The sequence below is a fragment of the Paracoccus sp. KR1-242 genome, from assembly GCF_049446195.1.
Classification (GTDB): domain Bacteria; phylum Pseudomonadota; class Alphaproteobacteria; order Rhodobacterales; family Rhodobacteraceae; genus Paracoccus; species Paracoccus broussonetiae.
Genome location: NZ_JBMSED010000004.1, coordinates 87,246 through 108,836, shown reverse-complemented (window position 1 = coordinate 108,836; position 21,591 = coordinate 87,246). Strand labels below are relative to the sequence as shown.

Annotated in this window: 20 protein-coding genes; 13 read left to right on the top strand and 7 right to left on the bottom strand. The window is 65.6% G+C overall.

Annotated elements, in window-relative coordinates; all coding sequences use genetic code 11:
- Nucleotide 1: 1 nt before the first annotated feature.
- Nucleotides 2-928: a homoserine O-succinyltransferase gene (locus ACO2Q4_RS07695; protein WP_423318448.1), complete on the bottom strand. Its 927-nt coding sequence runs from the start codon at nucleotides 926-928 to the stop codon at nucleotides 2-4.
- Nucleotides 928-1,791, bottom strand: coding sequence for an ATPase (locus ACO2Q4_RS07690; protein ID WP_311758649.1), 864 nt, complete (start codon nucleotides 1,789-1,791; stop codon nucleotides 928-930). Before ACO2Q4_RS07690 ends, ACO2Q4_RS07695 begins: the two co-directional genes overlap by 1 nt.
- 200 nt (nucleotides 1,792-1,991) lie before the next feature.
- Here ACO2Q4_RS07690 and ACO2Q4_RS07685 point away from each other — a divergent pair, with 200 nt between their 5' ends.
- The 13 genes from ACO2Q4_RS07685 to recN all read left to right on the top strand — a co-directional run bounded on the left by ACO2Q4_RS07685 (nucleotide 1,992) and on the right by recN (nucleotide 16,404).
- The gene (locus tag ACO2Q4_RS07685; RefSeq protein ID WP_311758650.1) at nucleotides 1,992-3,161 is read left to right on the top strand and encodes an FtsW/RodA/SpoVE family cell cycle protein; all 1,170 of its coding nucleotides are present in this window, start codon (nucleotides 1,992-1,994) and stop codon (nucleotides 3,159-3,161) included.
- The gene (gene murG, locus ACO2Q4_RS07680; RefSeq protein WP_311758651.1) at nucleotides 3,158-4,252 is read left to right on the top strand and encodes an undecaprenyldiphospho-muramoylpentapeptide beta-N-acetylglucosaminyltransferase; all 1,095 of its coding nucleotides are present in this window, start codon (nucleotides 3,158-3,160) and stop codon (nucleotides 4,250-4,252) included. Before ACO2Q4_RS07685 ends, murG begins: the two co-directional genes overlap by 4 nt.
- Nucleotides 4,249-5,676, top strand: coding sequence for a UDP-N-acetylmuramate--L-alanine ligase (gene murC / locus ACO2Q4_RS07675; RefSeq protein WP_311758652.1), 1,428 nt, complete (start codon nucleotides 4,249-4,251; stop codon nucleotides 5,674-5,676). Before murG ends, murC begins: the two co-directional genes overlap by 4 nt.
- Nucleotides 5,673-5,933: a DUF2484 family protein gene (locus ACO2Q4_RS07670; protein WP_311758653.1), complete on the top strand. Its 261-nt coding sequence runs from the start codon at nucleotides 5,673-5,675 to the stop codon at nucleotides 5,931-5,933. The genes murC and ACO2Q4_RS07670 overlap by 4 nt, the downstream gene beginning before the upstream one ends.
- 2 nt (nucleotides 5,934-5,935) lie before the next feature.
- Nucleotides 5,936-6,301, top strand: a complete 366-nt coding sequence (locus ACO2Q4_RS07665) for a hypothetical protein (protein ID WP_423318445.1) — start codon at nucleotides 5,936-5,938, stop codon at nucleotides 6,299-6,301.
- A 46-nt stretch (nucleotides 6,302-6,347) separates the two neighbouring features.
- The gene (gene murB, locus ACO2Q4_RS07660; RefSeq protein ID WP_423318443.1) at nucleotides 6,348-7,268 is read left to right on the top strand and encodes a UDP-N-acetylmuramate dehydrogenase; all 921 of its coding nucleotides are present in this window, start codon (nucleotides 6,348-6,350) and stop codon (nucleotides 7,266-7,268) included.
- 117 nt (nucleotides 7,269-7,385) lie between these two features.
- Nucleotides 7,386-8,309: a D-alanine--D-alanine ligase gene (locus ACO2Q4_RS07655; RefSeq protein ID WP_311758761.1), complete on the top strand. Its 924-nt coding sequence runs from the start codon at nucleotides 7,386-7,388 to the stop codon at nucleotides 8,307-8,309.
- A complete protein-coding gene (locus tag ACO2Q4_RS07650; RefSeq protein WP_395132860.1) occupies nucleotides 8,297-9,337 on the top strand; it encodes a cell division protein FtsQ/DivIB in 1,041 nt (346 codons plus the stop codon). The genes ACO2Q4_RS07655 and ACO2Q4_RS07650 overlap by 13 nt, the downstream gene beginning before the upstream one ends.
- A 23-nt stretch (nucleotides 9,338-9,360) precedes the next feature.
- Entirely contained in the window at nucleotides 9,361-10,695 is a 1,335-nt protein-coding gene (ftsA, locus tag ACO2Q4_RS07645; protein ID WP_311758657.1) for a cell division protein FtsA, read from the top strand.
- A 219-nt stretch (nucleotides 10,696-10,914) separates the two neighbouring features.
- Complete coding sequence (gene ftsZ / locus ACO2Q4_RS07640) at nucleotides 10,915-12,585, top strand: cell division protein FtsZ (RefSeq protein WP_311758658.1); 1,671 nt, start codon at nucleotides 10,915-10,917, stop codon at nucleotides 12,583-12,585.
- A 229-nt stretch (nucleotides 12,586-12,814) separates the two neighbouring features.
- On the top strand, nucleotides 12,815-13,756 hold the full coding sequence (gene lpxC, locus ACO2Q4_RS07635; RefSeq protein WP_395132865.1) for a UDP-3-O-acyl-N-acetylglucosamine deacetylase: 942 nt from the start codon (nucleotides 12,815-12,817) through the stop codon (nucleotides 13,754-13,756).
- 151 nt (nucleotides 13,757-13,907) lie between these two features.
- The gene (locus ACO2Q4_RS07630) at nucleotides 13,908-14,753 is read left to right on the top strand and encodes an outer membrane protein assembly factor BamD (protein ID WP_311758660.1); all 846 of its coding nucleotides are present in this window, start codon (nucleotides 13,908-13,910) and stop codon (nucleotides 14,751-14,753) included.
- Nucleotides 14,754-14,760: 7 nt separating this feature from the next.
- On the top strand, nucleotides 14,761-16,404 hold the full coding sequence (gene recN / locus ACO2Q4_RS07625) for a DNA repair protein RecN (RefSeq protein WP_423318440.1): 1,644 nt from the start codon (nucleotides 14,761-14,763) through the stop codon (nucleotides 16,402-16,404).
- On the opposite strand, the gene ACO2Q4_RS07620 is transcribed toward recN, so the two are convergent.
- The 5 genes from ACO2Q4_RS07620 to ACO2Q4_RS07600 form a co-directional block, all read right to left on the bottom strand.
- Nucleotides 16,401-16,727, bottom strand: a complete 327-nt coding sequence (locus tag ACO2Q4_RS07620; RefSeq protein ID WP_423318438.1) for a hypothetical protein — start codon at nucleotides 16,725-16,727, stop codon at nucleotides 16,401-16,403. The two genes, recN and ACO2Q4_RS07620, sit on opposite strands and share 4 nt — an antisense overlap.
- Before the next feature lie 146 nt (nucleotides 16,728-16,873).
- The gene (mmsB, locus tag ACO2Q4_RS07615) at nucleotides 16,874-17,752 is read right to left on the bottom strand and encodes a 3-hydroxyisobutyrate dehydrogenase (RefSeq protein ID WP_423318436.1); all 879 of its coding nucleotides are present in this window, start codon (nucleotides 17,750-17,752) and stop codon (nucleotides 16,874-16,876) included.
- A complete protein-coding gene (locus ACO2Q4_RS07610; protein ID WP_395132875.1) occupies nucleotides 17,749-18,756 on the bottom strand; it encodes an enoyl-CoA hydratase/isomerase family protein in 1,008 nt (335 codons plus the stop codon). Before ACO2Q4_RS07610 ends, mmsB begins: the two co-directional genes overlap by 4 nt.
- On the bottom strand, nucleotides 18,756-19,901 hold the full coding sequence (locus ACO2Q4_RS07605; RefSeq protein ID WP_423318434.1) for an acyl-CoA dehydrogenase family protein: 1,146 nt from the start codon (nucleotides 19,899-19,901) through the stop codon (nucleotides 18,756-18,758). Before ACO2Q4_RS07605 ends, ACO2Q4_RS07610 begins: the two co-directional genes overlap by 1 nt.
- A 113-nt stretch (nucleotides 19,902-20,014) precedes the next feature.
- Nucleotides 20,015-21,514, bottom strand: coding sequence for a CoA-acylating methylmalonate-semialdehyde dehydrogenase (locus tag ACO2Q4_RS07600; RefSeq protein ID WP_395132879.1), 1,500 nt, complete (start codon nucleotides 21,512-21,514; stop codon nucleotides 20,015-20,017).
- Nucleotides 21,515-21,591 lie beyond the last annotated feature (77 nt).

The window sequence follows — 21,591 nt, the reverse complement described above, 5'->3', positions numbered from 1 at the left end:
TTCAGCCCTTTCCGATGCGCCCGATGTCGTAATAGGTGGTCTGGTAGATCTCGTTGATCCAGTTACCGTAAAGCAGGTGGGCATGGCTGCGCCAGCGGTTCGTGGGCTGCTGTCCGGGGTCGTCGTCAGGGTAATAGTTGACCGGCACGTTGATCTGTTTGCCCGAGATCACGTCGCGGTCATATTCGTCCTTCAGCGTCGTGCTGTCATATTCGAAATGGTTGAAGACATAGAGCGCGCGATGCCCCGCATCCTCGATCAGGCAGGGCCCGACCTGATCCGAGGCGATCAGCGTGCGCAAGCCGGGGGTGGCGTCGACCTCTGGTTGGCGGACCTCGGTCCAGCGGCTGACCGGGACCAGCACGTCATCCGAGAAGCCGCGCAGATAGGGACTGGCGGGGGCAAGGTTGCGATGCCGGAAGCAGCCGAAGGCCTTGTGGTCCAGGACGTGCTTTTCCAGCCGGTTGAAGTGCCAGGCCATGGCCATGCCGCCCCAGCAGACCCCGAAGGTCGAATGCACATGGGTCTGGGTCCATTCGAAGACACGGGTCAGTTCTTCCCAATAGGTCACCTGGTCAAAGGGCAGGTGTTCGATGGGCGCGCCGGTGATGATCAGGCCGTCGAATTTCTCGCCCGTTGCCTCGACGTCGCAGAAGCGGCGGTAGAAGCTTTCCATGTGATCGGCGGCCGTGTTGCGGCTTTCGTGGTCCGACATGCGGATCAACTGGAAGTCGATCTGCAGGGGCGTCGCGCCGATCAGCCGGGCAAACTGGTTCTCGGTCTGGATTTTCTTGGGCATCAGGTTCAAGAGCCCGATGCGCAAGGGCCGGATATCCTGGGTCGCGGCCCGGCCCGGCGACATGACCATCACGCCTTCATTCGACAGGATGTCGAAGGCGGGCAGGTCATTTGGCAGGGTAATGGGCATCATGCGTCCTTTCTGTCGATGGCAAGTCCGATCAGGGCGATCAGGTCTTCGGGCGTTTTCACCCCGGCGACCTCCTCGGCCAGGATGGTCACGCCGCGCCGGGCCATGGCCTGATAACGGGGCTGGCGATGGGCCAGCGCGCGGGCATAGGTCCAGCGGATGAAATCGTCGGGATTGACCTGTTCCTCGGTCAGGCCTTTTTCAACCCTGTAGGCCGTCCAGGCGCGGTCGAGGAACTGGGGCTGGTAATACATCGGCTTCGGCGCGCGGTCGAAGCGGCGCACCAGTTCCGCCGTATGCGCATCCGATCCGCGGATCCAGACCAGCAGCATGTCGCGCTGAAGCGCGTCCAGGACCGGGTCGTCATCGGCAAAGGGGTCAACCACTTCGCAGACCGAACCCCCCGAATCACATACGAAATTCGGGATGGCATAGATCTCCTGCGCGCGGCGGATGAAATGGCTGCCATCCAGCAGCGCCGCGATCTCGGCGGTGCGGTGCTGGTCCTGGCGGCGCATGTATTCCTCGAAATCCAGCCCCCCGCGCGATGGGCTGCCGGGCTTGCCCAGATAGGTGGACAACGGGGCCAGGTTCTCGAACGTGATGTTCGAGGCGATATAGACCGAATCCGACAGCAACAGCTCGCGCAGGAAGGGGACTTTCATCGCCTCGCGCTTGAAGTTGTCGGCAATCAGTTCCCCCATGTAGCGGGTGCCGATCCGGTAATCGACCGAGTAATGGAACCAGTCGCCGGCATTGCGCAGCATGCTGGCCAGATAAGTCTTGCCCAGCCCGGACATGCCGAAGAAAAGCACGCGCTTGCGCGGTGCTGCCTGCCATTCGGCCCTGGTCTTGTAAAGCATGGTCCATCCTTTGCCGGGTCAGCGATAGTTAAAGCGCCGCGCCGGGATAGGAAAGGGGCAGGCGGCCCGCTGCCGGGCTTCGCGGAAAGGATGAATCCGTTGTAGCGCGATCACACCTTTCGCGCTATCATCCCGCCCAGACCCGGAAAAACGGGCACCCGGAAACGGGATATGGCAGAGGCAGTGACGGCGGTTCATCCATGACCGAAATGGTCTTTGGCACCACGCCCGTTCGGGCTGGTGATCCGATTCTTCCCCGTTGGTGGCGCACGGTCGACCGATGGTCGCTCGCCTGCGTCCTGGGGCTGTTCGCGATAGGGTTGTTGCTGGGGCTGGCGGCCTCGGTTCCGCTGGCGGAAAAGAACAACCTGCCGCAATTCTATTATGTGACCCGACAGGCGGTCTTCGGCGCGATGGCGCTGGTGGTGATGATGGTCATCTCGACCTTCTCGCCGCGCTTCGTGCGTCGGATTGCCGTCCTGGGCTTTGCCATCGCGATGGTCGCGATCGTGCTTCTGCCCTTCATCGGCACCGATTTCGGCAAGGGCGCTGTGCGCTGGCTGCGACTGCCGGGCGGGATGTCCGTCCAGCCGTCCGAGTTCCTGAAGCCCTGCTTCATCGGCATCTGCGCCTGGTTCATGGCGGCCAGCCAAGAGGTGGGCGGCCCCCCCGGACGGCTGTATTCGGCCGGAGTCGCGGGGGCAGTCGTTGTGCTGCTGGCGCTCCAGCCTGACTTCGGCCAGGCCTCGCTGGTGCTGTTTTCCTGGTGCGTGATGTATTTCATCGCGGGCGCGCCGCTTTACCTGCTGTGCAGTGTCCTTGGCGTGTCGGTGGTCGGCGCGGTCTTCGCCTATGGCGCATCGGAACACTTCGCGCGCCGCATCGACGGTTTCCTTGCGGCCGAGGTCGATCCCCGCACCCAGCTTGGCTATGCCGCGAACGCCATCCAGGAGGGCGGCTTCTTCGGTGTCGGCGTGGGCGAGGGCTCGGTCAAGTGGTCGCTGCCGGATGCCCATACCGATTTCATCATCGCCGTCGCGGCCGAGGAATACGGCCTGATCATGGTCTTGGCGATCATCGTGCTTTACAGCACCGTGGTCGTGCGTTCGCTGCTGCGGTTGCGGGATGAACGCGATCCCTTTGCGCGGATCGCGGGCACCGGACTTGCCTGTGCCTTCGGCGTGCAGGCCCTGATCAACATGGGCGTCGCCGTCCGACTGCTGCCGGCCAAGGGGATGACATTGCCCTTCGTCAGCTATGGTGGGTCGTCGGTCATCGCCTCGGGCGTGGCGGTCGGGATGCTGCTGGCGCTGACGCGATCACGCCCGCAGGGGCGGATCTCGGACGTGTTCGGGCGGGGACGGTCATGAACACCGTGAAGGTTCCCTATTGCCTGATCGCCGCGGGCGGAACGGGCGGGCACATGTTCCCGGCCCAGTCTCTGGCCGAGGAACTTCTGGACCGCGGCTGGCGGGTCACGCTGTCGACCGATGAACGCGGCGCGCGCTATGCCGGGGGCTTTCCCCATTCGGTGACGCGTGAGGTGGTGAATTCCGCGACCACGGCGCGTGGCGGTATGCTTGCGCGGGTCGCGGCCCCGCTGCGCATCGGCAGCGGCGTCCTGTCCGCGCTGCGTGCGCTGCGGGCCGACCGTCCCGCGGTGGTCGTGGGCTTTGGCGGCTATCCGACGATCCCGGCCATGTCGGCGGCACTGTCGCTGCGCATTCCGCGCATGATCCACGAACAGAACGCGGTGATGGGCCGCGTGAACGGCGTCTTTGCGCGTCATGTGAACAAGATCGCCTGCGGCACCTGGCCGGCCGAACTGCCCCAGGGCGTGCAGGGCGTCCATACCGGCAACCCCGTGCGTCAGGCTGTGCGAGAGCGCGCCGGCGCTGCCTATCACCCTCCGGGGGACGGGCCGCTGAACGTGCTGGTCATCGGTGGCAGTCAGGGTGCCCGCGTGTTGTCCGACATGGTCCCCGAGGCCATGGCGGGCCTTCCGCCCGAGGTTCGCGCGCGGTTGCGCGTCAGCCATCAGGCCCGGGTCGAGGACGGCCCCCGCGTCACAACAGCCTATCGCGAGGCCGGGATCGAGGCCGAGGTTCAGCCCTTTTTCGAGGACGTTCCGCAACGTCTTACCGACTGCCATCTGGTCGTCAGCCGGGCGGGCGCGTCCTCGCTTGCGGACATCACCGTGATCGGCCGTCCGGCCATCCTGATCCCGTTCGCGGCCGCCAGCGGCGACCACCAGACAGCGAATGCCCGTGCCCTTGGGGAATCGGGCGCGGCCATGGTGCTTCCCGAATCCGTGCTTGACGCCGAGAGCCTGAGGCGCGACATGCGGGAGATTCTTTCGGACGGCGCGCGCGCCACCTCCATGGCTGCGGCTGCATTGGCCCTTGGTCGCCCTGACGCGGCGCAGCGACTTGCAGATCTAGCGACGGACCTGACCGCATGAACGCAGCGACCAAACTTCCGGGCGAACTTGGCCCCATTCATTTCATCGGCATCGGTGGGATCGGCATGTCCGGCATCGCCGAGGTGCTGATGACGCTGGGCTATGCCGTGCAGGGGTCGGATGCGAAGCGGTCCAAGATCACCGACCGCCTGGAATCCCTGGGCGCCACGATCTTCGAGGGGCAGGGCGCACAGAACATCGGCGAGGCGGGCGTCGTCGTCATCTCGACCGCGATCAAGAAGGGCAACCCCGAGCTTGAGGAAGCCCGCCGCCGTGGCCTGCCCATCGTGCGCCGGGCCGAGATGTTGGCGGAACTGATGCGCCTGCGTTCGAACGTCGCGATTGCGGGCACGCATGGCAAGACCACCACGACCACGATGGTCGCGACCCTGCTGGATGCCGGCGGCTTCGATCCGACGGTCATCAATGGCGGCGTGATCCATGCCTATGGCTCGAACGCCCGCGCCGGCGCAGGTGAGTGGATGGTGGTCGAGGCCGATGAAAGCGACGGCAGCTTCAACCGCCTGCCCGCGACCATCGCCATCGTCACCAACATCGACCCCGAGCATATGGAGCACTGGGGCAGCTTCGACGCGCTGCGCAAGGGCTTCCAGGACTTCATCTCGAACATTCCGTTCTATGGCCTTGCCGTCTGCTGCACCGACCACCCCGAGGTGCAGTCGCTGGTCGGCAAGCTGACCGACCGCCGCGTCGCGACCTTCGGCTTCAACGCACAGGCGGATGTTCGCGCGATCAACCTGCGCTATGAAGACGGTATCGCCCATTTCGACATCGCCCTTCAGGGCGAGGCCGAGCTGAACGATGGCGAGATCCCGGTGATCGAGGGCTGCACCCTGCCAATGCCGGGTGACCACAACGTCTCGAACGCGCTGGCGGCAGTGGCCGTTGCCCGCCATCTGGGCATGAAACGCGCCCAGATCCGCGAGGCGCTGGCGAAATTCGGTGGGGTCGGGCGCCGCTTCACCCGCGTCGGTGTCGTGAACGGCGTGACCATCATTGACGATTACGGCCATCACCCGGTCGAGATCGCGGCGGTGCTGAAGGCCGCCCGGCAGGCAACCAAAGGCCGCGTCATCGCTGTCCACCAGCCGCACCGCTACACCCGTCTCTCCAGCCTGTTCGACGACTTCTGCACCTGCTTCAACGAAGCCGATGTCGTCGCCATTGCCGAGGTCTATTCCGCGGGCGAGGAGCCGATCCCCGGCGCATCGCGCGACGATCTGGTCGCAGGGCTGATCGCGCATGGTCATCGCCACGCCCGCGCCGTCATCGACGAGGCCGACCTGGCCCGGCTGGTCCGCGAACAGGCCCGGCCCGGCGACATGGTCGTCTGCCTGGGGGCGGGGACGATCTCGACCTGGGCGAACAATCTTCCCGAGCGATTGCAGGAGTGGGCCGCGTGAGCGAACTGGCCAGCCATCCCGCGACCGCGGCGATCTGCGCGCTGAGCTGGGCGTTTCTCAGCTGCATGCTTCCTTTCCTGCGTCCCGGTCCGCGTCATGTCGCGCTGTGGGCGCTGGTTCTTGCCGGCGTCCCGGTGTTGGGCTGGCTGACCTTCCTGTACGGACCCGGCTTTGGCGTGCTGTTCATGGCGCTTGGCCTGTCCATCCTGGTCTGGCCGCCGGTCGAATGGATGCGCAGGCGGCAGGGAACCTCCTGACCGTGGCGCTGGTCTGGGCCGTCGTCATTTTCGTCGCCCTGGGCCATCTGTGGATCGGCTATCGTCGCGCCGCCATGCGGTCCTGGCGTCAGCTGGGCGCGGCGCTTGCGGTGCTGCTGGCAGGCGCGCTGGTCTGTCAGTTGATCGGAGAGGGCAAGACCGGCGGTTATCTGGCGGGGATCATCGGTTTCATGATGATGCTGCTGTTGCTGATCGCGGCCGGTTCGCTGGCTTTGGGCGGATTGATCCGACTTGGCCTTGAGGCGGCGGGAAGGCCCCGGCTGACCGTCGTTGCATTGCCCTGGTGGGATCTGGCGGTCGTCGGGACATTCGCAGCGCTGGCCATCGGTTTCAGCGCGGCCGAGTAGGGCGCGCCCGATTGACGCCCGATCCGGCCTTGATTACGAGCAGCCCATGACCCAGACGCTTCCGACCCCCCGCGGCATGCTGACTCCGAACCGGTCTTTGGCCGAACTGACCTGGCTTCGCGTCGGCGGCCCGGCAGAGGTGCTGTTCCAGCCTGCCGATCATGACGATCTGGCCGCATTCCTGGCGGCGCTTGACTCCTCCGTCCCGGTCTTTCCGATCGGGGTGGGGTCGAACCTGATCGTGCGCGACGGCGGCATTCGGGGCGTGGTCATCCGTCTGGGCCGGAACTTCAACGCCATTGAATGCGACGGCGAGTTCGTCACTGCGGGCGCAGCGGCGCTTGATGCCCATGTCGCCCGCCGCGCGGCCGAGGCTGGGCGGGATCTGACCTTCCTGCGCACCATCCCCGGCAGCATCGGCGGTGCGGTCCGGATGAATGCGGGCTGCTATGGCTCGTATGTCGCCGATCATCTTGTCTGGGTCCGGGCCGTGGCGCGCGACGGCAGCCGTCACGAGATTCCGGCTGCCGACCTGCGCTTTGGCTATCGCCAGTCCGAACTGCCCGAAGGCTGGATCGTGACCGAGGCCCGCTTCCGCGCCGATGCCGGCGATCCCGCGGCCCTGCTGGCCCGGATGGAAGAGCAGCTTGCCCGCCGCGACGCCAGCCAGCCGACCCGCGATCGCAGTGCCGGTTCGACCTTCCGCAACCCGGCCGGGTTTTCCTCGACCGGGCGCGCGGATGACAGCCACGAGTTGAAAGCCTGGTCCTTGATCGATGCGGCAGGCTTGCGCGGTTATCGCCTTGGCGGCGCGCAGATGTCCGAGAAGCACCCGAATTTCCTGCTGAATGCCGAAGGCGCAACCGCTGCGGATCTTGAAGCTTTGGGCGAATATGTGCGCAGCCGCGTACGCGAGACCAGCGGCCATGACCTGCAATGGGAAGTCATTCGCATAGGTGAGCCGTAACCCGCCGGTCTGACTGGAAAAATCGCGCGGAACGCGAAAAGGGACTTTTGCGGAAAGGGATCAGCGGCTATCCTCATGGGATAAATACCCGGATCAACCGGGTGCATGAGGCAGAAATTGGCGGGCAGGTCGAGCAGGACAGCCCCGAAAGTCGCAGTTCTCAAGGGCGGACCCTCGGCCGAGCGCGAGGTGTCCCTGTCCTCGGGGCGGGAATGCGCGCAGGCGCTGCGGCAAGCGGGCTATGAAGTCACCGAGATTGATGCGGGCAAGGATCTGCCCGAGCGCCTGGCCGAGGCCGCGCCAGATGTCGTGTTCAACGCGCTGCATGGCCGTTGGGGCGAGGATGGATGCGTTCAGGGCCTGATGGAATGGCTGGGCGTGCGCTATACGCATTCCGGCGTCCTTGCCTCGGCCATCGCGATGGACAAAAGCCGCGCCAAGCAGGTGTTCCGCGATGCTGGGCTGCCGGTGCTGGAAAGCCTGATCGCCGACGCCGCCGAGGTGCGCACACGCCACGTGCTGCCCCCGCCCTATGTCGTCAAGCCGAATGACGAAGGGTCGTCGGTCGGCGTCTATATCGTGCATGAGGCCGCGAACAGCCCGCCGCAACTGTCCGACCAGATGCCCGCGCGGGTCATGGTCGAAACCTATGCGCCGGGGCGCGAGCTGACGGTCGCCGTGCTGGGCGATCGCGCGCTGGGTGTGACCGAGATCGTGACGACCGGCTGGTACGACTATGACGCGAAATACAAGCCCGGCGGCTCGACCCATGTCGTGCCTGCCGAGGTTCCGGCCCAGATCGATGCCGCCTGCCGCGACTATGCCATCCGCGCCCATGCGGCGCTGGGATGTCGTGGCCTGAGCCGCAGCGACTTCCGCTGGGACGACAGCCGCGGGCTGGACGGGCTCATCATCCTTGAAACGAACACCCAGCCCGGCATGACCCCGACTTCGCTGGCGCCCGAACAGGCGGCCAAGGTCGGAATGGATTTCCCGGCACTGTGCAGCTGGATCGTCGAGGAGGCGCTATGCAGGGCCTGAACCCCTTTGGCCAAGGTCACGGCGATGCCGCGCGTCCCGCGCCGATCCGTCACGCGCCCCTGCGCCCCGCCCCGCAGGCCAAGGTGACGCAGCGCCGCGACCCGGCGCCGTCGCGCCTGGCCTATCGCCTGAACCGGATGATGCTGCGCCCGCTGATCCGGCGCCTTGTCCGCATCGGGATCCCCGCCTTTCTGGCCGCGATGGTGGCCGGGATCTGGCTGTCGGATGAGACCCGCCGGGCGAATCTGGCCAGCGGAATCGACGGGATCGTGGACAAGGTCCAGCATCGCGACGCCTTCATGGTCCACTCGATGGAAATCGAGGGTGCCTCGGAAGCCGTGGACAAGGGGCTGCGCGCGATGCTGCCGGTCCAACTTCCGGCCTCCAGCTTCGATATCGATTTGGAAAAGCTGCGCGAACGCGTGCTGATGCTGGATGCCGTCGAATCGGTCCAGCTGCGGGTCACACCGGGCGGCGTGCTGTCGGCCGCCGTGACCGAGCGGGTTCCGACCGTCTTGTGGCGTCACGCCCGCGGGATCGAGCTTCTGGACAAGACCGGCCACCGCGTCGCTTCGGTCACGTCGCGCGAGGTTCGCAAGGATCTGCCGATCATCGCGGGCGAGGGGGCCGACCGCGCCGCGCCCGAGGCTCTGGCGCTGATCGATGCGGCCGGGCCGATCCTGCCGCGGCTGCGTGGGCTGGAACGTATCAGCGCGCGGCGTTGGGATGTGGTTCTGGAAGGCGGCCAGCGCATCAAGTTGCCCGAGGAGGGCGCGCTACGCGCACTTGAGCGTGCGATTGCCATGGATCAGGCGCAGGGGCTGCTGTCCCGCGACGTATCCGTCGTGGACCTGCGTCTGGAAGCCCGCCCGGTCGTGCGGATGGGGCTGGATGCGCAGAACGCGATCCGCCGGGCCCGTGGCCAGGATGAGATCGGGCCGGACGGACAGCCCATTGCATCGGGCGCTGACGGCAAGAGCAAGGGCAAGACCGGGACGACTTCGGGAAGTGGCGTGAAAAAGACCTGACAAAGGGTCGAGGGGGCAGGGACATGAAGGATCTGTATCAGGGCCAGCGCGCGATGCGGAACATGCGCCGACAGGCCATGCAACGCGGCGTGATCGCCGTGCTGGACATCGGAACCTCGAAGATCGCTTGCCTGGTCCTGCAATTCGACGGTCCCGGCCAGTTCCGCGAGACGGACGGCGTCGGCCCCATGGCGGGACAGTCGAACTTTCGCGTGATCGGCACTGCGCATACCCGATCCCGGGGGATGCGCTTCGGCGAAATCCAGAACATGGCGGAAACCGAACGTGCGATCCGCACCGTCATCCAGTCCGCGCAGAAGGCGGCGGGGACTCGTGTCGATCACGTCATCGCCTGCATCTCGGGGGCAAGGCCCGCGTCCTATGGGCTGGCCGGCGAACTTCCCCTGGCCGGAGGCAAGGTCGCGCAGGACGATGTGGCGCGCGTGCTGGGCGCCTGTGAGGTTCCCGATTTCGGGCGCGGTCGCGAAGTGCTGCACGCCCAGCCGGTCAACTTCGCCGTCGACGGGCGCACAGGGCTTGCCGATCCGCGCGACCATTCCGGCGAACGCCTGGCGGTGGACATGCATGTCCTGACCGTCGACGGGGACGCGGCCGGCAATCTTGTCCATTGCATCCGGCGCTGCGACATGGAGCTTGCGGGCGTGGCCTCGGCCTCATATGCCTCGGGGCTGGCCGCGCTGGTCGAGGACGAGCAGGAGCTGGGCGCCGCGTGCATCGATCTGGGCAGCGGCGCGACCGGGGTCTCGGTCTTCATCAAGAAGCACATGATCTTTGCCGATGCGGTGCGCTTTGGCGGCGATCTGATCACGCAGGATATCTCCAAGGGGTTGCGCGTCAGCTATGCGCAGGCGGAACGCCTGAAGACACTTCACGGCGGGGTCGAGGCGACCGGTCGCGACGACCGCGAGATGATCGAGCTCGGAGGTGATACGGGCGACTGGGATACCGACCGGCGCAGCGTCAGCCGCGCCGACCTGATCGGCATCATGCGTCCGCGCGTCGAGGAAATTCTGGAAAACGTGGCCGAGATTCTGGATGCGGCGGGTTTCGAATTCATGCCTGCGCGTCAGGTCGTGCTGACCGGCGGCGGCAGCCAGATCCCCGGACTGGACGTGCTGGCGGCGCGGATGCTGGGCCAGAATGTCCGGATCGGGCGTCCGCTTCGGATCCAGGGACTCCCGCATAACGCGACCGCTCCGGGGTTCTCGGCGGCGATCGGGCTGGCCCTGCTGACGGCCCATCCGCAAGACGAATGGTGGGATTTCGAAATGCCTGCAGAAGCCTATCCGGCGCGCAGCTTGCGCCGGGCCTATCGGTGGTTCAAGAACAACTGGTAGTTGAGAAATGACTTGATGCGGTGGTGGCGGGAATCATTCCCACCACATGCTGGGGAATGGGCAAGATACCGCCGAAATACGCGGTGATTCCCGCCATATTTTGTGGAACGACCGTGATTTTAGGGTGACGCTGCGGCCGAATCTGGCTAGGCTTTCACCTATACGGGGATTCGACCGGACCGCGCACAGATCCGGCGCAACAGACAAGGCAGGCGAGACATGGAACGGCAGATCCATCTGATGCTGAACGATGACCAGGAACTGAAGCCGCGTATCACCGTTTTCGGCGTCGGTGGTGCAGGTGGCAACGCGGTCAACAACATGATCGACAAGCAGCTCGAAGGTGTCGAGTTTGTCGTTGCCAATACCGATGCCCAGGCCCTGACCAATTCCAAGGCGGAAAGCCGCATCCAGATCGGTCCCAAGGTGACCGAAGGTCTGGGCGCGGGTGCCAAGCCCTCGATCGGCGCCAAGGCCGCCGAAGAGACGATTGAAGATATCGTCGATCACCTGATGGGCGCGCATATGTGCTTCATCACCGCCGGCATGGGCGGTGGCACCGGCACCGGCGCCGCCCCGATCATTGCCCAGGCCGCGCGCGAGATGGGGATCCTGACCGTCGGCGTCGTGACCAAGCCCTTCCAGTTCGAGGGCACCAAGCGGATGCGCCAGGCCGAGGATGGGGTCGAGGCCCTGCAAAAGGTCGTCGACACGCTGATCATCATCCCGAACCAGAACCTTTTCCGCCTGGCCAACGAGAAGACGACCTTCACCGAAGCCTTCGCGATGGCCGATGACGTGCTGTATCAGGGCGTCAAGGGCGTGACCGACCTGATGGTGCGTCCGGGCCTAATCAACCTCGACTTCGCCGACGTCCGCGCCGTGATGGACGAGATGGGCAAGGCGATGATGGGCACGGGCGAAGCCTCGGGCGAGAATCGTGCGGTGCAGGCGGCCGAGAAGGCCATCGCCAACCCGCTGCTGGACGAGATCAGCCTGAATGGCGCCAAAGGCGTCCTGATCAACATCACCGGCGGCTACGACCTGACCCTGTTCGAGATGGACGAGGCGGCCGAGAAAATCCGCGAGAAGGTCGATCCCGAGGCGAACATCATCGTCGGCTCGACGCTTGATCCGTCGATGGAAGGCTCGATCCGCGTGTCGGTCGTCGCGACCGGTATCGACGCCTCGGTGGCCGAGATCCCGGCCCCGCGCCGTGGCATGAAAGAGCCGCTGACCCAGCATCCGTCGGCCACGCAGCGCGTCGCCGAAGAAGAGGCGCAGGTTCCCCCGCGTCGCACCGCGCCGCTGGTCGAGCAACCCGTGACCGCGGCAGCTCCGGCCCCGCAGATGCCGCGCCCGCAACAGCCCGCTGCCGCGCGCTATGAGGACGAGGACATGCCCCGCCCGGCCTATCAGCCCGAGACGCGGCAACCCGCAGCCGATGCGCTGAGCGCAGATTCGGGCAGCTTCGTGGCCCCGCGCCGCGCCCCGAACGGCCCGGCGGGAACGCCCTCGGATGCGGTGATGCAGCGTCTGGCCCAAGCGGTGCAGCGCGCGCCCGAACGTCAGCCCGCCCCGGCCCCGCAGCAACCCGCCGCTGCGTCGCGTCCCGCACCGGCGCCGCAGCAGCCGGCACAGGACATCGCCAGCCGCGTGCAAAGCCGCATGGGTGGTCTCAGCCGCATGCTTGAGCGCATCTCTGGTCATGGGGACTCATCCTCGGCGGCCGAGAAGCCCCCGGCCTCGACCCTGGCCGAGCGGGTGAACGAACGCGTGGCCGCGCGTCGCAGCACCGGCTTCGATGCCGGTTTCGACGACCTGGCAAGCCCGGACCGCAGCGACGACAACGTCGAAATTCCGGCTTTCCTGCGCCGTCAGGCCAACTGAGGCGTTCACAAATATTTCGCGACATTTCGACAAGGGACCGCTTCGGCGGTCCTTTTTCATTCGAAATTACAGGGATTTACAAGGAAGCGCCGCAACACCCTGCAGGACGGGGTCGCTATGTTTCATGCCGTTACAATTCGTTAATTGTGACTTCTACATGTCGCGCCTAATTCAGCATCAGGGTCAAGGACAAGGATCGTCCGGCCCGAGGTATTAGGAAGGCAAGACCATGCAAACGACCATCGCACAAAAAGCTCAGTTCCGCGGAGTCGGGCTGCACTCGGGTGCGGCGGTCCGCCTGGCGATCCTGCCTGCGCCTGTCGGCCACGGGATCGTCTTCGTGCGGACCGATCTGGGCGGCGTGCGCATTCCCGCGCGCTGGGACCACGTCACCCCCTCGCAGCTGTGCACCCTTCTGGACAACGGGCAGGGCGCCACCGTCTCGACGGTCGAACATGTCATGGCCGCGCTGGCCGGCACCGGCATCAACAACGCCGTGGTCGAGGTCAACGGGCCGGAAGTTCCGATCCTTGACGGCTCCGCCGAGCCTTTCGTTCAGGGCATCGTCGATGCCGGCATCCGCCACCAGCCCGAAGCCGATCTGCGCGCGATCCGGATCCTGCGCCCGGTCGAGGTGCACCACGGTCAAGGTTTCGCGCGCCTGTCGCCGGCCGACCATCTGGAGATCGATTTCGACATCGACTTCGACGATGCCGCGATCGGTCATCAGCAGAAGACGCTGGACATGGCGAATGGCAGCTTCGTGCATGAGCTGATGGACAGCCGCACCTTCTGCCGCCAGTCGGATGTGCTGCAAATGCAGCAGAACGGCCTGGCGCTGGGTGGAACCTATCTGAACGCAGTCGTGATCGACGGCGACAAGGTGCTGTCCCCCGGTGGCCTGCGCCACGCGGATGAGGCCGTGCGTCACAAGATGCTGGATGCGATGGGCGATCTTGCGCTTGCCGGTGCCCCGATTCTGGGCCGCTATACCGGCCACCGCGCCGGCCATGCGATGACCAACAAGCTGCTCCGTGCGCTTTTTGCGGCGCCGGACGCTTGGGAATGGGTCACCGTGACGCCGGATATGCAGCAAAGCCTGCCCGGCGCGGGTGTCGTGGCCGAGGTTGCGCGCAGCCCGCGTTCCGCCATGCAGCTTGCCGTCGCCTGACCGCTTGGGCGGCGGCTGTCGGTTCTGTGTTCAATCATCCCGCCTTTTCCGTGTTTTGGCATTTTGCGCAGGCCGATTTTCTGTGCTAGGACGGCCGGGCCGCGCGGCCGTTCGGTGCGGGGCGCAAAGAGTTACTGACGGGCAGGTAGATATGGCGGGCATCAGATCGGCGGGTTCCTTGGTCACGGTGGCCCTCTCTGTTGCCCTGCTGGCGGGCTGCGGTGGCGGCAGCAGCAAGGCGCCCGAATCGCTCGACAGCTTCACGGCCGAAGAAATCTACAAGCGCGGCGAGTATGAGCTTGAGAACAGCCGCAAGCCCGAAGATGCGGTCCATTACTTCTCGGAAGTCGAGCGGCTTTACCCCTATTCCGAATGGGCCAAGCGCGCGCTGATCATGCAGGCCTATTCCTATCACCGTGCCCGCGACTATGAAGAGGCGCGCGGCGCCGCGCAGCGTTTCCTGGACACCTATCCGGGGGATGAGGATGCGGCTTATGCGAAATACCTGCTCGCGCTCAGCTATTACGACCAGATTGATGAGGTCGGCCGCGACCAGGGCCTGACCTTCCAGGCGCTGCAGGCGCTGCGCGAGGTGATCGAGCAATATCCCGATACCGAATATGCGCGCTCCTCGATCCTGAAATTCGATCTGGCCTTCGATCACCTTGCCGGCAAGGAGATGGAGATCGGGCGCTACTATCTCAAGCGCGGGCATTACACCGCCGCGATCAACCGCTTCCGTGTGGTGGTCGAGGAATACCAGACGACGACCCACACGCCCGAGGCGCTGATGCGGCTGGTCGAAGCCTATCTGGCCCTGGGCCTGACCAACGAGGCGCAGACGGCAGGCGCGATCCTTGGGCACAACTTCCGCTCGTCGCCCTTCTATCTGGACGCCTATGCGCAATTGCGCGGGGCGGGGCTGACGCCCGAGGCGACCGGGAACAGCTGGCTGACGGGTGTCTATCGCCAGATGATCCAGGGCAAGTGGCTGTAGTTGCCTGATGCTGCGGCATCTCGACATTCGTGACATGCTGCTGATCGACCGGCTGGAGCTTGAGTTCCGGCCGGGTCTGAACGTGCTGACCGGTGAGACCGGGGCGGGCAAGTCGATCCTGCTGGACTGCCTGGGTTTTGTCTTGGGCTGGCGTGGCCGGGCCGACCTGATCCGCACCGGTGCCAGCCAGGGCGAGGTAACGGCCGTCTTCGAATTGCCGGCTGTCCATCCCGCGCGTGACCTTCTGGCCGAAGCCGGTTTTCCGGTTTCCGATGAGTTGATCCTGCGCCGCGTAAACGGCGGCGACGGTCGCAAGACCGGCTATATCAACGACCGCCGCGCCTCGGGCGAGGTGCTGCGCAGCCTGTCTGAAACATTGGTGGAACTGCACGGCCAGCATGATGACCGTGGGCTTTTGAATCCGCGTGGGCATCGCTTGCTGCTGGACGCCTTTGCCGCGCTGGACCTTTCGGCGGTTAGGACCGCCTGGGCAAAACGGCGCGAGGCGCGTGCCGCGCTGGTTGCCGCGCAAGAAGCCCTGGCAGCCGCCAAGGGCGAAGAAGATTTCTTGCGCCACGCCGTTGCCGAACTCGACAAGCTTGCACCGCAGCCGGGCGAGGAGGCCGAACTGGACACCCGCCGCCGCGCCATGCAGGGGGCCGAGCGGATCCGGGGCGATGTCTCCCGCGCGCTTCAGGCGCTTGGCACTGACGGGGCCGAGGGCGCGATGCTTGATGCATCACGCTGGCTTGACGCCGCCGCCGAGCGGGCCGAAGGCAGGCTGGAAGCGCCAGCGGCCTCGCTGCAGCGCGCGCTGATCGAACTGGGCGAAGCCGTGTCGGGGGTCGAAGCGGCACTGGACGCGATGGAATTCGACCCGCGCGATCTGGAAACGACCGAGGAGCGCCTTTTTGCGTTGCGCGCCCTTGCACGCAAGCACGAGGTCCTGGCCGACGATCTGGCGGGGCTTGCCGACGATTTGCGCGAACGCTTGACCCGCATTGATGCCGGGGATGCGGATCTCGTGCGCCTGACCCAGCAGGTCGCCGATGCCGATGCCGCCTATGACACCGCTGCCGCCGCTGTCGGCGCGGAACGCGTCGCGGCCGCCAAGCGGCTTGATGCCGCGATGGCGGCCGAGCTTGCGCCCCTGAAGATGGAGCGCGCGGTGTTCGAAACGCGCCTTTCCGCCGCCGATCCCGGTCCCGACGGGCGCGACGCGGTTGCCTTTACCGTTGCGACCAATCCCGGCGCGCCGAGCGGACCGCTGGACCGGATCGCGTCGGGGGGCGAACTGTCACGCTTCCTGCTGGCGTTGAAGGTCTGTCTTGCACGGGGCAGCGACTCTCTGGTGCTGATCTTTGACGAGATCGACCGCGGTGTGGGCGGGGCCACCGCTGACGCTGTCGGCCGTCGGCTTGCCCGGCTGTCCGAAGGGGCGCAGGTGTTGGTGGTTACGCACAGCCCGCAGGTCGCGGCACTGGGCGGGCACCATTTCCGTGTCGCGAAATCGGTGGCCGCCGGCATGACGACATCACGCGTTGCCGCGCTTGCGCCGGATGAGCGGGTGCAGGAAATCGCACGGATGCTGTCGGGTGAAGAGATCACCGCCGCCGCGCAGGAAGCGGCCAAGGCCTTGCTTCAGGGCTAATCCAGGACGTAATCGACCTGCCTGATGATGGACTGGACCTGCAATGTGTGCTGGTCATAGCGGATTAGCCGACCGTCGATGACCCCGTATTCGCTGCCCTCGGGCGGACCGCTGATTCCATAAAGGCCAGGACGGCTGACCTCATGCAGGACCGCAGGATCCAGCTTGTCGCCGACGCGGATCGGCTGGTGGCCGCCGAAAGAGGCCTCGCGGACGCTGCTGGACTGGGCGTCGCCGGGGTCCAGATGCTGCGCAAAGGCCATTGTCGCGACCGCCAGCACGAGTGCTGCGGCGAATGAATATCGTTTGATCCGGGTCTTCATGGTCGTATCAGTCTACTACCCACTACCTGCCAAAGCGTAAACGCCGTCCGCTTCGACGCCGTGTCGGGGTAACGGGTGACTGCGCCGGATGGATCCCCTACCTCACGCGGTTTTGCGCAGGCGAAGGGATCCGTGGCAATGTTGCATCAGGACCGACTGCGTCCCTGGCCCGCAAGGCGCGGCAGCATGGCCGAGAAATCGCGGCCGCGTCCATCGCCATCCTCGACGAACTCGGCGTAAAGGCGGGTCGCAAGCTCGCCCATCGGGGTGGCGGCATCGACCCCCTCGGCCGCCTGCTGGCTAAGGCGCAGGTCCTTCAGCATCAGCTCCGCGGCAAAGCCCGGCTTGTAGCCGTTGTCGGCGGGCGAGGTCGGCCCGACGCCCGGCGCGGGGCAATAGGCGTTCATCGACCAGCTGTAGCCGGACGAGGTCGACACCACGTCGAACATCTTCTGCCGGTCAAGGCCCAGCTTGTCGGCCAGCGCAAAGGCTTCGCAGGTCGCGATCATCGTCGCGCCAAGGATCATGTTGTTGCAGATCTTCGCAGCTTGCCCCGCGCCTGCGTCTCCGCAATGCACGGCCTTTTGCCCCATGATCTCGAACAGTGGTCCGACCGTCGCGAATGCGGTGTCCGATCCCCCGACCATGAAGGTCAGGGTGCCCGCTGCGGCGCCGCCGATCCCACCCGAGACGGGCGCGTCCAGCGCGCCAAGCCCGCGGTCCTGCGCCTGTCGCGCGACCGCGACCGCGCTTTCGACATCGACGGTCGAGCAGTCGCACAGGACCGCGCCCGCGTTCATTGCGGGGATGATCTCGGCCGCAACGCTGCGCAGGATCTGGCCGTTCGGCAGCATGGTGATGACCACCTCGGCCCCCGCGGCGACGGCGGCCGCATCCGGTGCGGGACTGACGCCCTCGGGCATTGGCGCGGCGGGGTCGAAGCCCGCGACCTCGTGCCCGGCACGGACCAGATTCGCGGCCATCGGCGCGCCCATGTTGCCCAGACCGATGAAACCGATCTTCATTCGCATTCCTCCCATGTCAGCCCGCCATCCTGCAGCGGCCCCAGCAGCGCGCGAACATTGCCGTCGCTGGCATCCGCCGACCATTTCGGCTTGCGGTCCTTGTCTATGATCTGGGCGCGCACGCCCTCAAGAAAGTCGCTTTCGGCGGTCGCGCGAAAGGTGAATCGGTATTCGCGCGCAAGGCTGTCGCGGATCGAAAGATCTCCCCGCGCCGCCCGGACCAGTGCCAGCGTCGCCGCCATGGACAGCGGAGAGTTGCGGTTCAGGGCGGCCAGGCTCGTCTCGTCGATATCCGATTGCAGCGAGGCCATGATCTCGTCGACATTGCGGCCACCGAAGGCCGAAAGGTCCATCCCCTCAAGTGGTGCATCCGGCCGTGGCCGGCCCTTGATGACCGAGACATCGCCCTCGGCCGCCAGACGCTCGATCAGGGCGGGCCATTCGTCGAAGGGCAAATAGGTATCGGCGAAGCCCGCGAAGATCGCGTCGCCCGGTCCCATCCGCCCCGAGGTCAGGCCCAGATATTCGCCAACCCGACCCGGAGCATGGCCCAGCAGCCAGCTTCCGCCCACATCCGGGATCAGGCCGATCCCGGCCTCGGGCATGGCGACCTGGGTGCTGTCGCAGACGATGCGGTGGCTGGCATGGCCGCCGACGCCGACGCCGCCGCCCATCACGAAGCCCTGCATGAAGGCTACGATGGGTTTGGGATATTCCGCGATCTTGGCGTTCATCTGGTATTCGTCGCGAAAGAAGTCGCGCCCGACCTGATGGTCCCCGGCAAGGCCCGCGCGATAGACAGCGGCAATGTCGCCGCCCGCGCAGAAGGCGCGCTCACCCTCGGCGTCGATGATGACAAGCTGAACCTGGGGATCGTCGCGCCAGTCGTCCAATGTCGCATCGATGGCCAGCGCCATGTCGTGGCTCAGCGCGTTCAGTGCCTGTGGCCGCGTAAAGGTGATGCGGCCGGCGCGCCGGTCCTTGCGAATATGGATATCGGCCATCAACGATGCTCCGCCAGCAGGGCGCGGCTGACGATCAGCCGCATGATTTCATTGGTGCCTTCCAGGATCTGGTGAACGCGCAGGTCGCGCACGATCTTCTCGATCCCGTAATCGGCAAGATAGCCATAGCCGCCATGCAGCTGCAGGCACTGGTTCGCGACCTCGAAAGCGCGATCGGTCACATGCAGCTTTGCCATCGCGCAGAATTTGCCGGCGTCGGGCGCGGCCCGATCCAGCTTCCATGCCGCCTGGCGCAGGAAGATGCGCGAGGATTGCAGCGCGGTCTCCATCTCGGCCAGCCGGAATTGCAGGGCCTGGAACTGGTCCAGCGTCTGGCCGAAGGCGCGGCGCTCGCCCATATAGCGCAGGGTGGCGTCAAGCGCCGCCTGCGCCCCGCCAAGTGCGCAGGCCGAGATATTCAACCGCCCGCCATCCAGGCCCGCCATCGCATAGGCAAAGCCGCGGCCTTCCTCGCCCAGCAGGTTGTCGGCAGGAATCGCGCAATCGTCGAACTGGACCTGCGAGGTTGGTTGCGAACGCCAGCCCATCTTGTTTTCGGGTGCCCCGAAGCTCAGCCCCGGAGCCCTGCTTTCCACCACGACCGAGGAAATGCCCTTGGGCCCGTCCTGCCCGGTGCGGACCATTGCGACATAGGCGTCCGAATACCCCCCGCCCGAGATGAAGGCCTTGGTGCCGTTCAGCCGCCAGCCATCATTCGTCCGCTCGGCCCGCGTGCGCAACGCGGCGGCGTCCGAACCGGAGCCGGGTTCGGTCAGGCAATAGGAAAAGACCTTGTCCATCCGGCACAGCGCGGGCAGCCAGCGTGCCTTGGCGGCGTCCGATCCGAACTTGTCGATCATCCCGCCGCACATGTTGTGGATGGACAGGAACGCCGCGACGGATGGACAGGCCATCGCCAGCGCCTCGAAGACCAGCGTGCCGTCCAGCCGCGACAGGCCCGACCCGCCATGCTCTTCCGAGACGTAAAGCCCGCCCAAGCCAAGCTCGGCTGCCTTGCCCCACAAGTCGCGCGGGATCGTCCCGTCCTGTTCCCAGTCGCGGGCATGGGGGGCGATGTGTTCGGCCCCGAAATCCCGCGCCATGTCGAAAATGGCCTGTTGTTCCTCGCTCAGCGCGAAATCCATGCTCCCCCCCATGTCTTTCGGTCCCGCCGCCGGTATAGGCCGCGAAATGTTGCGCAAGTTTTGCACCGGCGCAAAAGGAAAGGCGAGGGTCGATGCCCTCGCCTTTGACCTGTTCAGTCCATCGCCTTGAAGTTCAGGGCGGCGCCTTCCTTGATGCCCGAGAACCAGCGGGCAGTAACCGTCTTGGTCTTGGTATAGAACCGGAAGGCGTCCGGCCCATACTGATTGAGGTCGCCAAAGGCCGATTTCTTCCAGCCGCCGAAGGTGTAATAGCTCAGCGGAACCGGGATCGGGAAGTTGATCCCGACCATGCCCACATTCACCCGGCTGGCAAAGTCGCGCGCAGTGTCGCCGTCGGCGGTGAAGATCGCGGTGCCATTGCCATATTCGTTGTCGATAACAAGGCTCAAGGCGTCTTCATAGGTCTCGGCGCGGACGGTGGTCAGGACCGGACCGAAGATCTCTTCCTTGTAGATGTCCATGTCGGCCGTGACGTTGTCAAACAGCGATGGGCCGCAGAAGAAGCCCTCCTCATAGCCCTGGATCTTCAGATCGCGCCCATCGACCACCAGCTTCGCGCCCTGTTCCACGCCCGAGGCGATCAGGCCGTTGATGCGGTTTTGCGAAGCCTTGGTGATGACCGGGCCGAAATCCACGTCGTCGCCTGCGGTATAGGGGCCGACCTTCAGCTTTTCGATTTTGGGGATCAGGCGTTCGATCAGCGCGTCGGCGGTCTTCTGCCCGACCGGAACCGCGACCGAGATCGCCATGCAGCGTTCACCCGCCGCGCCGAAGCCCGCGCCGATCAGCGCATCCGCCGCCTTGTCCAGATCGGCGTCCGGCATGATGAGCATGTGGTTCTTGGCACCGCCGAAGCATTGCGCCCGCTTGCCGTTGTTCGCGGCGCGTCCATAGATATATTGCGCGATCGGGGTCGATCCGACAAAGCCGACCGCCTGAATGGTCGGATGGTCAAGGATCGCGTCCACGATTTCCTTGTCGCCGTTCACGACCTGCAGCACGCCGTCGGGCAACCCGGCCTCTTGCGCGAGCTTGGCCAGCGCGATCGAGGTCGAGGGCACGCGCTCGGACGGCTTCAGGATCATCGCGTTGCCGGAAGCAAGGGCAGGGCCCATCTTCCACAGCGGAATCATCGCGGGGAAGTTGAAGGGCGTGATACCCGCAACGACGCCCAGCGGCTGGCGCATCGAATAAAGGTCGATACCGGGGCCGCCATTGTCGGTGAATTCGCCCTTGAGAAGCGCGGGCGCACCCATGCAGACCTCGATCACCTCAAGCCCGCGCTGCACATCACCGCGCGCGTCGGGCAGGGTCTTGCCATGCTCTCGGCTGACAAGCTCGGCCAGCTTGTCCATATTGTCGTTGATGAGTTGGCCGAACTTCATCATCACGCGGGCGCGGCGCTGCGGGTTGGTGGCAGCCCAGACCAGTTGGGCGCGCGCGGCGCTGGCAACGGCTGCGTCAAGTTCGGATGGCGTGGCCAGCGGCACGCGCGCCTGCACTTCGCCGGTCGCGGGATTATAGACATCGCTGAAGCGGCCCGAGGTTCCCTTGACCTCTTTGCCATCGATCCAGTGGCACAGTTCTTCCATCTTGGCCTCCCTTGGGATTCGCGTTTCCCGGATCATAGGGTTGCAGCATTGCTGTCAAAAGCGAAAGTATGGCAAAA

Coding starts and splice junctions, on each gene's coding strand:
- ACO2Q4_RS07695 (WP_423318448.1), bottom strand. CDS start 928: ATGCCCATTACCCTGCCAAATGACCTGCCCGCCTTCGACATCCTGTCG.
- ACO2Q4_RS07690 (WP_311758649.1), bottom strand. CDS start 1,791: ATGCTTTACAAGACCAGGGCCGAATGGCAGGCAGCACCGCGCAAGCGC.
- ACO2Q4_RS07685 (WP_311758650.1), top strand. CDS start 1,992: ATGACCGAAATGGTCTTTGGCACCACGCCCGTTCGGGCTGGTGATCCG.
- murG (WP_311758651.1), top strand. CDS start 3,158: ATGAACACCGTGAAGGTTCCCTATTGCCTGATCGCCGCGGGCGGAACG.
- murC (WP_311758652.1), top strand. CDS start 4,249: ATGAACGCAGCGACCAAACTTCCGGGCGAACTTGGCCCCATTCATTTC.
- murB (WP_423318443.1), top strand. CDS start 6,348: ATGACCCAGACGCTTCCGACCCCCCGCGGCATGCTGACTCCGAACCGG.
- ACO2Q4_RS07650 (WP_395132860.1), top strand. CDS start 8,297: ATGCAGGGCCTGAACCCCTTTGGCCAAGGTCACGGCGATGCCGCGCGT.
- ftsA (WP_311758657.1), top strand. CDS start 9,361: ATGAAGGATCTGTATCAGGGCCAGCGCGCGATGCGGAACATGCGCCGA.
- ftsZ (WP_311758658.1), top strand. CDS start 10,915: ATGGAACGGCAGATCCATCTGATGCTGAACGATGACCAGGAACTGAAG.
- lpxC (WP_395132865.1), top strand. CDS start 12,815: ATGCAAACGACCATCGCACAAAAAGCTCAGTTCCGCGGAGTCGGGCTG.
- ACO2Q4_RS07630 (WP_311758660.1), top strand. CDS start 13,908: ATGGCGGGCATCAGATCGGCGGGTTCCTTGGTCACGGTGGCCCTCTCT.
- recN (WP_423318440.1), top strand. CDS start 14,761: ATGCTGCGGCATCTCGACATTCGTGACATGCTGCTGATCGACCGGCTG.
- ACO2Q4_RS07620 (WP_423318438.1), bottom strand. CDS start 16,727: ATGAAGACCCGGATCAAACGATATTCATTCGCCGCAGCACTCGTGCTG.
- mmsB (WP_423318436.1), bottom strand. CDS start 17,752: ATGAAGATCGGTTTCATCGGTCTGGGCAACATGGGCGCGCCGATGGCC.
- ACO2Q4_RS07610 (WP_395132875.1), bottom strand. CDS start 18,756: ATGGCCGATATCCATATTCGCAAGGACCGGCGCGCCGGCCGCATCACC.
- ACO2Q4_RS07605 (WP_423318434.1), bottom strand. CDS start 19,901: ATGGATTTCGCGCTGAGCGAGGAACAACAGGCCATTTTCGACATGGCG.
- ACO2Q4_RS07600 (WP_395132879.1), bottom strand. CDS start 21,514: ATGGAAGAACTGTGCCACTGGATCGATGGCAAAGAGGTCAAGGGAACC.